General features: G+C 73.3%; 16 protein-coding genes. 5 read left to right on the top strand and 11 right to left on the bottom strand.

The window, feature by feature from the left end; all coding sequences use genetic code 11:
- Positions 1-33: 33 nt before the first annotated feature.
- Complete coding sequence (locus tag Pdca_RS03610) at positions 34-315, top strand: DUF2530 domain-containing protein (RefSeq protein ID WP_232021400.1); 282 nt, start codon at positions 34-36, stop codon at positions 313-315.
- Between the two features lie 24 nt (positions 316-339).
- Positions 340-1,077: an SDR family NAD(P)-dependent oxidoreductase gene (locus Pdca_RS03605; RefSeq protein ID WP_085914462.1), complete on the top strand. Its 738-nt coding sequence runs from the start codon at positions 340-342 to the stop codon at positions 1,075-1,077.
- Between the two features lie 3 nt (positions 1,078-1,080).
- On the opposite strand, the gene Pdca_RS03600 is transcribed toward Pdca_RS03605, so the two are convergent.
- A complete protein-coding gene (locus tag Pdca_RS03600; RefSeq protein ID WP_085914461.1) occupies positions 1,081-1,302 on the bottom strand; it encodes a hypothetical protein in 222 nt (73 codons plus the stop codon).
- Between the two features lie 31 nt (positions 1,303-1,333).
- Positions 1,334-2,395: a UDP-N-acetylmuramate dehydrogenase gene (locus Pdca_RS03595; RefSeq protein ID WP_085914460.1), complete on the bottom strand. Its 1,062-nt coding sequence runs from the start codon at positions 2,393-2,395 to the stop codon at positions 1,334-1,336.
- 22 nt (positions 2,396-2,417) lie between these two features.
- Between Pdca_RS03595 and Pdca_RS03590 the strand changes: the two genes are divergently transcribed.
- Together Pdca_RS03590 and purU are read left to right on the top strand one after the other, a co-directional pair.
- Positions 2,418-2,915, top strand: a complete 498-nt coding sequence (locus Pdca_RS03590; RefSeq protein WP_085914459.1) for a DUF2505 domain-containing protein — start codon at positions 2,418-2,420, stop codon at positions 2,913-2,915.
- Positions 2,915-3,793: a formyltetrahydrofolate deformylase gene (gene purU, locus Pdca_RS03585; protein WP_085914458.1), complete on the top strand. Its 879-nt coding sequence runs from the start codon at positions 2,915-2,917 to the stop codon at positions 3,791-3,793. The genes Pdca_RS03590 and purU overlap by 1 nt, the downstream gene beginning before the upstream one ends.
- Positions 3,794-4,044: 251 nt before the next feature.
- On the opposite strand, the gene Pdca_RS03580 is transcribed toward purU, so the two are convergent.
- The 8 genes from Pdca_RS03580 to Pdca_RS03545 all read right to left on the bottom strand — a co-directional run bounded on the left by Pdca_RS03580 (position 4,045) and on the right by Pdca_RS03545 (position 11,717).
- Positions 4,045-4,509, bottom strand: a complete 465-nt coding sequence (locus Pdca_RS03580; protein WP_085914457.1) for a DIP1984 family protein — start codon at positions 4,507-4,509, stop codon at positions 4,045-4,047.
- Between the two features lie 124 nt (positions 4,510-4,633).
- Positions 4,634-6,964, bottom strand: coding sequence for an endopeptidase La (gene lon, locus Pdca_RS03575; protein ID WP_197719910.1), 2,331 nt, complete (start codon positions 6,962-6,964; stop codon positions 4,634-4,636).
- Between the two features lie 63 nt (positions 6,965-7,027).
- Positions 7,028-7,336: a DUF2516 family protein gene (locus tag Pdca_RS03570; protein WP_085914455.1), complete on the bottom strand. Its 309-nt coding sequence runs from the start codon at positions 7,334-7,336 to the stop codon at positions 7,028-7,030.
- A gap of 211 nt (positions 7,337-7,547) precedes the next feature.
- Positions 7,548-8,276 carry a hypothetical protein gene (locus Pdca_RS03565; protein ID WP_125911246.1) on the bottom strand — a complete coding sequence of 243 codons (729 nt, stop codon included), beginning with the start codon at positions 8,274-8,276 and terminating at the stop codon, positions 7,548-7,550.
- Between the two features lie 5 nt (positions 8,277-8,281).
- Positions 8,282-8,818 carry a helix-turn-helix domain-containing protein gene (locus Pdca_RS03560; RefSeq protein ID WP_085914518.1) on the bottom strand — a complete coding sequence of 179 codons (537 nt, stop codon included), beginning with the start codon at positions 8,816-8,818 and terminating at the stop codon, positions 8,282-8,284.
- A gap of 144 nt (positions 8,819-8,962) precedes the next feature.
- Complete coding sequence (locus tag Pdca_RS03555; RefSeq protein WP_166666024.1) at positions 8,963-10,237, bottom strand: DUF445 domain-containing protein; 1,275 nt, start codon at positions 10,235-10,237, stop codon at positions 8,963-8,965.
- Positions 10,238-10,636: 399 nt separating this feature from the next.
- Positions 10,637-11,152: a bifunctional DNA primase/polymerase gene (locus tag Pdca_RS03550; RefSeq protein WP_085914452.1), complete on the bottom strand. Its 516-nt coding sequence runs from the start codon at positions 11,150-11,152 to the stop codon at positions 10,637-10,639.
- A 361-nt stretch (positions 11,153-11,513) separates the two neighbouring features.
- Positions 11,514-11,717, bottom strand: a complete 204-nt coding sequence (locus Pdca_RS03545; RefSeq protein WP_068796724.1) for a cold-shock protein — start codon at positions 11,715-11,717, stop codon at positions 11,514-11,516.
- 672 nt (positions 11,718-12,389) lie between these two features.
- Here Pdca_RS03545 and Pdca_RS36655 point away from each other — a divergent pair.
- Entirely contained in the window at positions 12,390-13,292 is a 903-nt protein-coding gene (locus Pdca_RS36655; RefSeq protein ID WP_218031436.1) for a hypothetical protein, read from the top strand.
- 76 nt (positions 13,293-13,368) lie between these two features.
- Here Pdca_RS36655 and mftR read toward each other — a convergent pair whose 3' ends face one another.
- Complete coding sequence (gene mftR / locus Pdca_RS03535) at positions 13,369-14,007, bottom strand: mycofactocin system transcriptional regulator (RefSeq protein WP_232021399.1); 639 nt, start codon at positions 14,005-14,007, stop codon at positions 13,369-13,371.
- Positions 14,008-14,080 lie beyond the last annotated feature (73 nt).

Raw genomic sequence — 14,080 nt, 5'->3', positions numbered from 1 at the left:
GTCCGCCGGTACACGGTCGTTAGGGTGCAGGGTGTGACGGCACCCCACGACGGCGACCCACCGCCCCCGCCCGCGTTGCCGTCCCGGTTCTACGGATCACCACCGGTGATCATCGGCGGGATGGTCCTCTGGGCGATCGCCGCCGGGATCGTGCTGTGCGCCGGGTTCGTCGCCGGGACCGGTCCGGGGGAGGTCTTCTGGACGTGTGTCGCCGGGCTGGGCGTCGGACTGTTCGGTGTGCTCGTGTTCACGGCGCAGCGGGCGGCCGCCCGCCGGGGTGACCGGTCCGCGCAGCGCGGGGTCGAACCCCGCTGAGACCGGCCGCCTAGGCTTCGGGGCATGACCGCCGAGCACAAGACCGCTGTCGTCACCGGCGCCTCCTCCGGGATCGGCGCCGCCACCGCCCGCGCCCTCGCGAAGGCCGGGTTCCATGTCGTCCTCGGCGCCCGCCGGGTCGAGCGCTGCCAGGAGATCGCCGACGAGATCGGCGGCACCGCGCTCGCCCTGGACATCACCGACGCCGATTCGGTCCGGGCGTTCGACGAGGCCGTGCCCGAGGCCGCTGTCCTGGTCAACAACGCGGGCGGCGCCAAGGGGCTCGCCACCGTCGAGCAGGCCGACGAGGACGAGTGGCGCTGGATGTGGGAGACCAACGTCCTCGGGACGCTGCGGCTGACCAAGGCGTTCCTGCCGAAGCTGCGCGCCTCCGGCGACGGGCACGTGATCACCGTGACCTCGGTCGCCGCGCTCGACTGGTACGACAACGGGGCCGGTTACACCGGCGCGAAGCACGCCCAGGCGATGCTGCACCGGACGCTGCGCGGTGAGCTGCTCGGCGAGCCGATCCGGGTCACCGAGATCGCCCCGGGGATGGTCGAGACCGAGTTCTCCGAGGTGCGGTTCGGTGGCGACGCCGAGAAGGCCGCGAAGGTCTACGCGGGGCTGACCCCGCTGACCGCCGAGGACGTGGCGGACACCATCGTCTTCGCCGCGACCCGGCCCTCGCACGTCAACCTGGACCAGATCGTGCTCAAGCCGCGCGACCAGGCGACCTCCACCCGGAGCGCGCGCACCTGAGGCTCAGAGCGCTTCCTCGGAGCGGCGGCGCTGCTCGGCGTCGGCGGCGGGCTCGTCGCCGGCGGCCGCACCCGCGATCCGCTCCTCGGACTCGCGCAGGATCTCCTCGGCGCCGTCCCGGTCCGGCGCGCCGGTGCCCTCCTCCTCGGGAAGCGGGGTGGCACGGCTCTCGGCGCGTTCGGCGGGGACGGCGGTGTTCTGCGGGGAGTTCTGCGGGACGTTCATGCCCGGTCCGTACCCGTTCCCGGCCGGTTTCTCACCGGGCCGGTCGGAGTGCGCAGCCGACGAGCACCGGTTCCGGGTGCAGATCGACCCGGAACCGGTCGGCCACTCCGTCGCGGACCTCGCGGGCCAGCGCGAGCAGGTCCGCCGTCGTCCCGCCGCCGCGGTGGGTGAGCGCCAGCACGTGCCGGGTGGACAGCGACACCCGCCCGCCGGGTCCGGTGTGGCCACGGCCGAAACCGGCCTGCTGGATCAGTCCGGCGGCGGACAGCTTGACCCGGCCCTCGCCGGCGGGCCAGGCGGCGAGCCCGTCGACGACGGGTGCGTCGGCGACGGCCAGGACCGGGTTGGTGAAGAACGACCCGGCCGACCAGGTGTCGTGGTCCGAGGCGTCGAGCACCATGCCCTTGCCGCGGCGCAGGGCGAGCACCGCCTCGCGGGCCACCGCCGGATCGACCCGGCTGTCCTGCTCGACGCCGAGGGTGCGGGCCAGCTCGGCGTAGCGGATCGGGGCGGACCGGCCGTCGGCGCGCAGTGCGAACCGGGCACGCAGCACGATCGCGTCGTCGTTGCCCTTGAGCACGCTGGTCCGGTAGGCGAGCCCGAGCGCGGCGGCCGGCACGTGCTCGCGCACGGTGCGGGTACGGCGGTCGTAGAGATCGACGTCGACGAGCAGGTCGGCGATCTCGACGCCGTAGGCGCCGACGTTCTGCACCGGGGTGGCGCCGGTGCGGCCCGGGATGCCGGAGAGGCACTCCAGCCCGCCGAGCCCCTCGGCGACGGTGGCGGCGACCACGTCGTCCCAGTCCTCGCCGGCCTCGGCGGTCAGCACGACCGTGCCGTCGCGACGCTCGTGGCTCAGCCCGCGCCCGGCCAGCAGCACCGCGGTGCCGTCGAACCCGGCGTCGGCCACGACCAGGTTGGAACCGCCACCGACCAGCAGCACCCGCTCCCCCGCGGCGTCCGCCGAGCGGACCGCGTCGACCACCTCGGCGGCGCCCTCCGCGCGCACGATCCGGGCGGCCGGCCCGCCCAGCCGCAGCGTCGTGTGCGCGCTCAGCCGGGGATCGGTGGTCGTCGAGGCGGGGGAGCTCACGGGTCAACGGTAACCTGCGCGCATGCCGCGCTCGCTCGACTACCGCGCCACCTCCGCACACCCGGCGGAGAAGGTCTACGCCGCGATGGTGGACCGTGACCTGCTGGAGCAGCAGCTCAAGCATCTCGGCGGGCCGGGCGCCGCGGTCACCGCCTACGAGACCGAGCCGGGCGGCGTCCGGTACACGCTGCGGCACGGCATCGCCGCGGCGGACCTGCCGTCGGTGGTCACCTCGTTCATCCCCGGCGGCGACCTGAAGATCAACCGCACCGAGCACTGGCGGGCCGGCGGGGCCGGGCACTACGACGGCACCGGCTCGGTCGAGGTCGTCGGGACGCCGGCGACGGCCCGGTCGGTGATGCGGATCGTCGACGTGGACGGCGGCTCCGAGGTGATGATCCGGGCCGAGGTCACCGTGCGGGTGCCGCTGCTCGGGTCCCGGATCGAGGAGGCCGTGGCCGGGCAGATCGAGAAGCTGCTCGCCGCCGAGACCGAGTTCACCCTGGGGCAGATCTCCTGATGTCCGACCGCCGCTACGTCATCACGCTGTCCTGCCCGGACCGGACCGGCATCGTCGCGCGGATCGCGTCGTTCCTGGCCGACCTGGGTGCGTCCATCACCGAGGCGGCCTACCACGCCGAGGCCGAGGCCGGGGTGTTCTCCACCCGCCAGGTCGTCGACGCGGCGTCGGTCCCGTGCGACGTCGACGAGCTCCGCTCGCTGTTCGCCCCGGTCGCCGCCGAGCTCGGCGGGGAGCACCGGATCTCCGACACCGGGACGCGCAAGCGGGCCGTGCTGCTGGTGACCCGCGACCAGCACTGCCTGCACGACCTGCTCGGACGCGTGTGGACCGGTGAGCTGCCGGTGGAGATCACCCGGGTGATCGGCAACCACGCCTCGCTGGAGCCCATCGTGACCGCGCACGGGGTGCCGTTCCATCACGTGCCGTTCCCCGCCGCCGGCGACCCGCTCCGCGAGCAGGGCAAGGTCACCGCGTTCGAGGAGATCCGCAAGCTGGTCGACGCCGACGACCCGGACGCCATCGTGCTGGCCCGTTTCATGCAGATATTGCCCGCGCACCTGTGCGAGGCGTGGGCCGGGCGGGCGATCAACATCCACCACAGCTTCCTGCCGTCGTTCGCCGGGGCCCGGCCCTACCACCAGGCGCACCGGCGCGGGGTGAAGCTGATCGGGGCGACCTGCCACTACGCCACCGCGGATCTCGACGCCGGCCCGATCATCGAGCAGGACGTCACCCGGGTCGACCACGCCGACACCGCCGCCGACATGGTGCGCCGGGGCCGGGACATCGAGCGATTGGTGCTGGCCAGGGGCCTGCGCTGGCATCTGGAGGACCGGGTGCTGGTCCAGGGCAACCGGACGGTCGTCTTCCACTGACCGCCCGGCCGCCCCGGTGACGGGAGGGGCTCCCCGAGCCCACCCTCCCCGGGGCGGAGTCGGCACGTGGTGGTGCGCGGTGTGAATGCGCGTTCACCTGTCACGATGCGGGGCGAAAACGGTGAGACGGTGGAGTCGAACCACCAGCGTTGCCCGCCACGCGCCGTGCAGTGGGCCGGAATTCACCCGCCGGCCCTCGGGTTCGTGCCCGCCCTCCGCTCCGGGTACCTGCTCCCCTCCCGCCCGGTTCCTCAGTCCAGCAGCTCGACGGTCCAGTTGGCCTGCTGCACCGCGGTGTCGAGCTCCCGGATCTCCCGCGCGACGTCGTCGGCGCGGGTACGCAGCTCGGCCACCGGCAGCGCCGACAGCGTGCGGAGCTCGGAGCGCAGCTGCCGGTACCCACCACCACTGCCCGCCGCGGCGTCCGCGGCGGCGGCCAGCACCGAGTGCCGCAGCCGCAGCACGTCGCGCCGGGCGAGCGCGTCGGTCAGGGTGCCGTGCGCGCCGAGCGGGGTGGCCGCGTTGGTCCGGTTGATCCGCCGGATCCAGACCTCCAGCTCGTCGAGCACGGTGTCGGCCTCGGTGAGCAGCACCGTGGCGTCCTCCGCCGGCTCCTCGCCCTCCTGGTAGCGGGCGTTCGCGGTGATCCGCGACCGCAGCTGCTCCACCCGGTGCCGGGCATCGGCCCGCAGCGCCAGCGCCTCCGCCAGCTTCATGACGATCCTCCCTCGGTCCGGCGTCGATCACGGTAGCCGTTGCGGCGCAGCCCGTCGTCAGGGTTCCGGACACACGAGCGCCCGCCCCGCATCCGGGGATGCGGGACGGGCGGCTCGGGTGGGCTCAGGCGGCGTGCTGCTCCACGGCCACCGGCTCCAGCGCGATCTCCAGGACCTCGGCGACGTCGGCGACCGGGTGCACCCGCAGCTCGCTGCGCACCGACTCCGGCACGTCGTCCAGGTCGGGCTCGTTGCGCTTCGGGATGATCACGTCGGTCAGTCCGGCCCGGTGCGCGGCGAGCAGCTTCTGCTTCACCCCGCCGATCGGCAGCACCTTCCCCTGCAGGGTGACCTCGCCGGTCATCCCCACGCTGGACCGCACCGGGCGTCCGGACGCGAGCGACGCGAGCGCCGTCGTCATCGTGACGCCCGCGCTCGGCCCGTCCTTCGGGACCGCGCCGGCCGGGACGTGCACGTGCAGCTTGCGCTGCGCGAGGTCCCCGGCGAGCCCCTTCGACCGCAGGTAGGACAGCGCGATCGAGACGGACTCGGTCATCACCTCGCCGAGCTGCCCGGTGATCTGCAGGCCCGGCTCGCCGTCCATCGCGGTGGCCTCGATGAACAGCACGTCCCCACCGGCACCGGTGACGGCCAGTCCGGTCGCGACCCCGGGGACCGAGGTCCGCTCCGCCGTCTCCGGCGTGAACTTCGGGCGTCCGAGATAGCCGACGAGCGAGTTCGCGTCGACCGTCACGGGGGCGTCGGTCCCGGCGTCCAGCTCCACGGCGACCTTGCGGAGCACCTTCGCCAGCCCGCGCTCGAGCTGACGGACACCGGCCTCCCGGGTGTACTCGGCGGCGATCATCGACAGCGCGACGTCGGTGAACTCGACGTCGGCCGGCTCCAGCCCGGCGGAGGTGATCTGCCGCGGGAGCAGGTGGTCACGGGCGATCGCGACCTTCTCCGGCTCGGTGTAGCCGTCGAGCGTCACGACCTCCATCCGGTCGGCGAGCGGGCCGGGGATCGCCGAGACGTCGTTGGCGGTGGCCAGGAAGAGCACGTTCGACAGATCGAGATCGACCTCCAGGTAGTGGTCCCGGAACGTGTGGTTCTGCGCCGGGTCCAGCACCTCCAGCAACGCCGCGGTGGGGTCCCCGCGGAAGTCCGAGCCGACCTTGTCGATCTCGTCGAGCAGCACGACCGGATTCATCGACCCGGCCTCCCGGATGGCCCGCACGATGCGGCCCGGCAGCGCGCCGACGTAGGTGCGCCGGTGCCCGCGGATCTCCGCCTCGTCCCGGACGCCGCCGAGCGCGACCCGGACGAACTTGCGGCCCAGCGAACGGGCCACCGACTCCCCCAGCGACGTCTTGCCGACACCGGGCGGACCGACCAGGGACAGCACAGCACCGGAGCCGCGTCCGCCGACGGTGTCCAGCCCCTTGCGGGTGCGCCGGGACCGGACGGCCAGGAACTCGATCAGCCGCTCCTTGACGTCGTCGAGGCCGGCGTGGTCGGCGTCCAGGATCCGGCGGGACTCGACGAGATCGTCGGAGTCCAGGGTGGTGGTGGTCCAGGGGATGTCGAGGACGGTGTCGAGCCAGGTCCGGATCCATCCGGACTCGGGGCTCTGGTCGGAGGCCCGCTCCATCTTGCCGACCTCGGTCAGCGCGGCCTTGCGGACGTTCTCCGGCAGGTCGGCGGCCTCGATCTTGGCGCGGTAGTCGTCGTCGGCGGCGTCCGGGTCGCCCTCGCCGAGCTCCTTGCGGATCGCGGCGAGCTGCTGGCGCAGCAGGAACTCGCGCTGCTGGCGCTCCATGCCCTCGCGGACGTCGTTCGAGATCTTCTCCGAGACCTCCTGCTCGGCGACGTGCTCCTTGGTCCACTCCAGGAGCTTCTCCAGGCGCGCCGTCACGTCGGTCTCGGCGAGCAGCTCGGCCTTGTGCGCGACGTCCAGCCAGGACGCCCAGCCGGCCAGGTCCGCCAGCAGGCCGGGATCGGAGGTCTGCTGCACCGAGTCGATGACCTGCCAGGCACCCCGCTGCTGCAGGATCCCGACGACCAGCGCCTTGTACTCCTTGGCCAGCTCGTGGGTGCGCCCGGTCGGCTCGGCCTCGGTCAGCGGCTCCGCCTCCACCCACAGTGCGGCGCCGGGGCCACCGACCCCGCTGCCGATCCGGGCACGGCGCTCACCACGGACGACGGCGGCCTGCTCACCGTTGGGGAGCCTGCCGATCTGCTCGAGCACGGAGACGACGCCGACCGAGCCGTAGCGACCGTCGATCCGGGGGACGACGAGCACGCGTCTCCCGTCGTCGTTCTCCTGCTCGCCGGCGCTCGCCGCGTCCACCGCGGCACGGGTGTCGGGGGCGTCGAGACGAACCGGCACAACCATGCCGGGCAGCACGACCGCGTCGTCGAGAGGGAGGACGGGGAGGGTCAGCACATCACTCATGACCCTGCCAACGCTTACACCGTTGCAGTCAATCCGCTGTCCGCTCACGGCGAACGGGACGGCTCACCAGCGTGGGCCGCCACCCTGCACCTCGACCACCGCGGGCTTGACGTCGACGATGTAGACGAGCACCGCCACCATCGCCGCCAGCCAGAACATCGCGCCGCCGTACATCGGGCCGGGGGTGATGATCAGCAGGAACAGCCCGACGCCGGTGATGCCGAGCCAGGCGTTCTTGGTGAGCTTCCCGGCAGCGGTGAAGGCGTCGGCGCGCTGGCGCACGGCGTGCAGGAGTGCGTATCCGCCCACCGGGAGTGCAGCGATCTTCAGGGCGAAGATGATCCACTGGTCGAGGACGTACAGCAGTTCCACGCGGCCAGAGTACGGGCAGCCCGGTCCCCGGTCACGCGGGCTCCGCCATCGGCTGCCTCGTCGGACGGGGCGCGGGCGGGGCGTGGGCGGGGCGTGGGCGGGGCGTGGGCTGCACCGACGGCTGTCCGGGCCCGGACAGCGGACCGCCCCGCCGGCGGGAGGCCGGCGGGGGCGGTCGGTACTGCACACCGGGCGTACCGCCCGGCGGGTGTCACTTCTTGGTGGTGCCGGTGGTGCTGCGCCGGGTGGCCGGCTTGCGGGCCGCCGCGGTGCTCGCACCGGTGTTCGTCTTCGGGTCGGTCTTCGCCGCGGCCTTGCGGGCGGTGGACCGGGTGCTGCCGGCGACCTCGTCACCGGCCTCCTCGATCGCCTCCGCGGCATCCTTGGACGCCTCGGTGACGGCCTCGGCGGCCTGACCGGCGACGGTCTGGGTGCGCCGCGCGACCTTCTCGCCGACCGAACGGGTCTGCGTGGTCACGGTGTCCAGCGCCTTCTCGGCGGCGTCGTGGGTGTCGTCCACGAACTCGTCGACCCGGGCGTCGAACTTCTCGGTCAGGTCCTCGACGGTCGCGAAGGCCTGCTTGACCTGCGGCTGCTTGCGGATCTTGCCCCAGGCCTTCTCGCCGCGCTGGGCGAACCCGACGTAGACGTCCTCGGCCTGCGCGCGGAACTCCTCGACCTGCTTGCGCAGGTTCTCGGAGCTGAGCTTGCCGCGCAGCTCCTTGATCTCCTCGGGCAGCTCCTGCACGCGCCCCTGGACCTCCTCGGCCCGCTTGGTCGCGGTGGACCGGACGTCGGCGACGGCCTTGGTCACGGTGGTGTAGGCGTAGTCACCCGCGCCGAGCACGGCGAGCAGCGGGGTACGGACTACCTCGGCCTGCTCCGCGGTCTGCTCGCGCAGCTTCTTCACGTCGGCACTGGTCGGGAGGTTCACGGCCATGGTGATCACTTCCTCGTCTCTGTCGGTGTGGCGGCAGTGCTGTCAGCGCTGTCGGTAGTGCTGCCGGCGGCGCTGCCGGTGAGACCGTTCTCCCTGCGGAACGACTCGTAGACGTCGAGCAGCACTCGTTTCTGCCGCTCGGTGAGGGTCGGATCGGTGAGCACCGCGTCGGTGACCTTGCCGGCGGGCCTCTCCTCGAGGATCCCGGCACGCACGTACAGCGCCTCGGCCGAGATCCGCAGGCCCTTCGCGAGCTGCTGCAGGATCTCCGCGGACGGCTTGCGCAGTCCACGCTCGACCTGGCTCAGGTAGGGGTTGCTCACCCCCGCCGTGCGGGCCAGCTGGCGCATCGAGACCTGTGCGGCCTCGCGCTGGGCGCGGATGTAGGACCCGATGTCCTCCACCGCGTGCCCGACCACCTGCTGGGCCTGGCCGACGACCTGGCCGACGTGTTCGACGGCCTGACCGACGCGCTCGGACGGCTCGGCGGAGGGCTTGGACTCACCGGCCGATCCCGTTGCGGGATCCGGTCTGGTGGACATCAGCCCCACCTCCGATCTCTCCTCGTTGCCGGCACCGACGCTACGCGCCAGTGCTAGCTCTTGCAAGCAGAGTGCTAGCGCAGGTCGCGTGGCGTGCGCCACGTTCGTGACCACCCGATGGCAACAGGATGACGCCGGTGTGACTCAGAACATGAGCTCACCGACGGTGTGGATCACCAGCCCCGCCAGCGCACCGACGACGGTGCCGTTGATCCGGATCCACTGCAGGTCACGGCCCACCTGGAGCTCGATCTTGCGGGAGGTCTCCTCCGCGTCCCACTTCGCGACCGTCTCGGTGATCAGCGTGGTGATCTGGGACCGGTAGTGCCGGACGACGTAGCAGGCGGCGTCGGCCATCCAGCCGTCCAGCTTGCCGCTCAGCTCGGGATCGCGGCCCAGCCGCCGGCCGAACGCCATCAGACCGTCGCGCACCCGCAGCCGCAGCTCGTTGGACGGGTCGTCGGCGGCGTCGAGCACCATGCCCTTCACGACCGTCCAGGCCCGCCCGATGAAGTGCTGCACCTCGGGGTGCTCCACCACCTGACGTTTGACCTGCTCGGCCCGGTCCATCGTGGCGGGGTCGTTCTGCAGGTCGCGCGCGAACTCGGCGAGGTAGCGGTCCACCGCGTGCCGCAGCGGGTGCTCCGGATCGGTCTTGACCCCCCAGGCGTAGCCGCGGATCTCGGCAAAGAGCTTGTCGGCGACCATGTCGTCGACGAACCGGGGGGTCCACGACGGTGCCCGCTCGTGCACGACCCGCAGCACCATCTCCTGGTTGTCGGCGACCCAGTCGTAGGCCCGGTCGCAGACGAGATCGACCAGCCGGCGGTGCGCACCGTCGGCGAGGACGCCCTCGAGCGCCTTGCCCAGCGGCGGGCCGACCGGGATCTCCATCAGCTTGCGGACGGCGACCGTCTCGATGACGTTCTGCACGTCCTCGTCGCGCAGCACGGTCACCAGGGCGCGGGCGGCCGTCACCAGCTCCGTGGTGACGCGATCGGCGTTGCGCTGCTCCCCGATCCAGAGCCCCACCTGCTCGCTGACGCCGATCCGCTCCAGCTTGTCGCGGACGACCGCCTCGGAGAGGAAGTTCTCGCCGACGAAGTCGCCGAGGCTGTCACCGATCATGTCCTTCTTGCGCGGGATGATCGCGGTGTGCGGGATCGGGATCCGCAGCGGATGCCGGAACAGCGCCGTGACCGCGAACCAGTCGGCCAGCGCGCCGACCATGCCCGCCTCGGCGCTCGCCCGCACGTAGGCCGCCCACGGCAGCCCCTGAACGGACTCCAGGTACTTGGCGATGAAGAAGACGATCGTGGCCCCGACCAGGAACCCGGTCGCGACGGCCTTCATCCGGCGGAGATCACGCCGCTTCTGCTCGTCACCGGGCCCGAAGCCGCCGAGCGGCGCCGAGGGCACCGAGCCGACGTTCCGGTCCCGCTGCGGGTTCGGAGCGGGGGCGGGGCGCTCCGGCGCGCTCGAGGTCTGCACATCTCCATAGTGCCCCGCGGCACCGGCAGCCGGACTCGGGGTACGTCGGGGGCGATCTCCGGGGATACCCGGGGGTGAGGCCGGCCGGGCCCGGGGGCTGTCCCGCCGGACCCGGCCGAGACCGGTGGAGCGGCAGCTCGGCGGCGCTCGCTGTGTGAGCGCCGCGCGCGAGGGAGAAGTGCTCCCCCGGGCGCCGCTACCGGTGCGCACCGTCCGGCCGATCCCGGCGCCCTGAGTGATCTCGGGCGAGCGCGGGAGGAGTCCGGGCGGACGGCGCACCGGGTGCGCGGGCCGGCGGGTGATCAGGCCGGGCCGCGCGGGGTGCGGTCAGCGCCGCAGAGCGGCGACCCCGGTCGCCGGGGTCTGCACCACCGGATCGGCGCCGGCCGTGCCGGGCGAGCGGATCGCGTCGACGACCGCGTCGACGATGACGGCCGCGTCGGGCACCCGGTACCCGACCCTGGCCGGTGCGACGCGCCACTGGACCCAGCCGTCCGGCCGCTCGGTCGGCGGGGCGACCACGCCGATGCCGTCGGTGTGCAGCACGACGTCGGTGTGCAGGCTGAGCTCGGCGGGCAACGCGTGCCGCGGAGTCATCGGGAACCACCAGGTGCCCTGCGGCGTCGCGGCGACGGGCACGACCTCGCCGGCCTCCCGCAGCGTGCTGCAGACCCTGCGACCGACCTCGGCGGGCACCTCGATGACGTCGAGGGACTCGCCGGTGGCGAGCAGCACCTCAGCTCCCGGCCCCGGCACGAGGGGCCAGCCGTGGTCGACGTACTCGCGTGCGGCAGCCCGCAGCTCCGCGCCGTAGACGGCTCGGTAGCTGTCCCACCAGGACATCGGGATCCACTTCCTTTCGCTTGCCGCGGCACCGCCTTGGTGCCGCATCTGTGAAGTGCAACACCAGGATGCGGTCTGGAGTGATGTCCTCGCGAGTGGTAGGCGACGAGCACGCGCGACGGCGAGACGAGCGGGATCCGGCGACCGCACGGCGGCGCAGGCGCCGGTGAACGGTGGGCGACCGGCCGGAGCGATCGGTCGGACGGTGGCAACCTCTGCGGCGTTCGCCGCCACGCCCGGTCGTCGCGCCGCTCGCCTGCTTCCCTGCCGGACACAGGGGCCGGACATACGACGGCGCCGGCACTCCGAGGAGTGCCGGCGCCGGTTCACACACGAGCGGGGACATGCCCCGCACGGAAGATCAGATCACGCGGACCGAGTCGGCCTGCGGGCCCTTCTTGCCCTGGCTGGCCTGGAAGTCGACCCGCTGGTTCTCCTCCAGGCTCCGGAAGCCGTTGGCCTCGATCGCGGAGTAGTGGACGAAAACGTCCGGTCCCTCGTCGTCGGTGGCGATGAAGCCGAAGCCCTTCTCGGCGTTGAACCACTTGACGGTGCCCTGCGGCATAGCTTTGTCCTTCTCAGATGGAGCGGTTCCGGTCTCTCACTGCGAGAGCCGGAGGTCGCGCGGGCGGCGTCGGAGACACATCCGTATCACCGGCGAAGCCCACCGTCACAACTTCACACGGACGCTTCACGGCGATCGGGGAAGAACGACTGCAACCTCGCGCAGGCTATCAGAACCCGGCCGCGCGATGCCCGAGCAACGCACGCCCGCCGGCCCGCCCGGCAGCCGGGCCCTGGCCGCCGCCACTTCCTCCCCGCACACCTCCGTCGTCACACCCGTCGCAGAGCACGACACGATGCGTGATGATCCCGCCGATTTTCGGGCACCGCCGGTCACCGTCGTCCCGAACGGGTGAGCGCGAACGTCATTCCACGCCGACGGGTGAGCAACCGGGCGTCGGACCCCCCGAACCGGGTGACCGGACGGGCCGCGGCCCCCGCACGACCGCTCCGGCACCCCGTCCGGGGTCGCCCGTTCCGGGTTCGTTGCGGTCCGATCCGGTCACTGTGTGACCGGCGGGGCTCCCGTGGCGGGTGTGGCCACGAACGGGTCACTGGTGGATGACCGCTGGTGACTACAAGCTCTGCGCCGTCAGTCAGTCAGCACAGCAACAGCCCGCGAACTGGAGAGAACGTGCGATCCCGAGTCACCGCTTCCGTCGCCCTGACCCTCATGATCGGCACCCTGGGTGTGTACGGCGCCGGCGCGGCCGGCGCGGCCGAGCCCACGCGTGCCTCCGCCGAGCCGGTCGCCCTCACGGCCGCCGCGCCGCAACAGTCCGCCGGTGACGGCCCACTGGACCGGCTGTTCAACACGCTGTTCGGTGGCGGGGCCGCCGCTCCGGCCACCGTCGATCCGGCCGCGATCGATCCCGCGGTGCCTGCGGTCCCGGCAGCGCCCGCGGCGCCCGCCGTGCCGGCGGTACCCGCGGTGCCGGCTGACGCACAGGTCCCGGCCGCACCGGCCGTCCCCGCGACACCCGCCGTTCCCGGCGCACCCGCGGTTCCGGCTGCGCCGGCCGTCCCCGCCGCGCCGGCCGTGCCTGCGGCGCCGCTCGCTCCCGCGGAAGACGCCGCGGCCGCCGGGGAGGCCCCGGCGCAGGTGATCCCGGAGCCGCCGGTCGAGCCGGTCGTCCCCGGTGCCCCCGCGGCCCCGGCCGTTCCCGGTGCCCCCGCCGTCCCTGCTGTTCCCGCCGACCCGGCCGTTCCGGGTGTTCCGGCTGTCCCCGCCGACCCGGCGGTCCCGGGTGTGCCCGCCGCACCCGCGGTCCCCGGTGTTCCGGCCGACCCGGCCGTTCCGGCTGTTCCCGCCGACCCGGCCCTGCCGGCCGTTCCCGGAGCGCCGGCCGTCCCGGGTGTGCCCGAGCCCGCAGTCCCCGCAGTCCCCGCGGTGCCCGGCGCCCCGGCCGTTCCCGCCGCACCGGCCCTCCCGGGCGCTCCCGTCGACCCGGCTGTCCCGGCCGCCCCGGCCCTCCCGGTGGCGCCGGAGGAGGCCGCCGCGGCCGATCCCGAGGCAGAGCCGGCTGTCACCGCCGCCCCGAGCCTGTGGGAGCGGATGTTCGGCAGCCCGCGCTGAGCCGATCCGCCGCCACGACGGCGTCCCGCGAGCACCGGGGGCGCCGTCGTGGCGTGCGTGGACCCCACCCGCATGCTCAGCCCAGCTCGGCGGACCAGCCCCCGATGAGCGACTCGAAGACGCTGTCGAGCAGCCCGGCCAGCTCGGCGCCGTCGTCGGCCAGCCAGCGCTCGTATGCCGCGAGACACACCCCCAGGCAGGCGTGCCCGATGCTCTGCGGGACGAGCGCAGACGCCGGCTCGCCCCGCCGCTCCGCGACGTGGTCCGCCACGACCTCACGCCACGCGGCGTACCGCAGTGTGGAGTGGGCCTGCAGCGCGGGAGTGCCGAGGATCAGCCGCAGCCGCCTGCGGTGCCAGGGCTGCTCGGCCGGCTCGACGTGGTTGAACTCCAGCACCGCCCGCCGGATGCCCTCGAGCACCGGGAGATCGGCCGGCTGGGCCGCGAGGACCGCGCGCATCCGGACCAGCTGCTCGTCGAACGATCCCCAGGCGACGTCGTTCTTCGAGGCGTAGTAACGGAAGAAGGTGCGCCGGCCGATGCCGGCCGCGCTCGCGACGTCGTCGACGGTCGTGTGCTCGAAGCCGTGGTCGCTGAACATCTCCAGCGCGATGTGCTCGATCTCGGACCGTGAGGTCACCGGCCGCCGACCGGCCCTGCGCAGCGGGGAGACCGCGCCGGATCCGTCCGTGTCGTCCCGGCTGTTACCGGTCAACGCCGACATCGTCGCGCCTCCCGTCCGCACCGCCGCTGCCGCGATCATCCCACGGCACCGGGCCGGACCGTTC

Origin of the sequence: Pseudonocardia autotrophica, from assembly GCF_003945385.1 — a bacterium.
In the GTDB taxonomy this organism is placed as follows: domain Bacteria; phylum Actinomycetota; class Actinomycetes; order Mycobacteriales; family Pseudonocardiaceae; genus Pseudonocardia; species Pseudonocardia autotrophica.
Note: the sequence above shows the minus strand (reverse complement) of the source record. Positions and strands in the feature narration are given on the sequence as shown.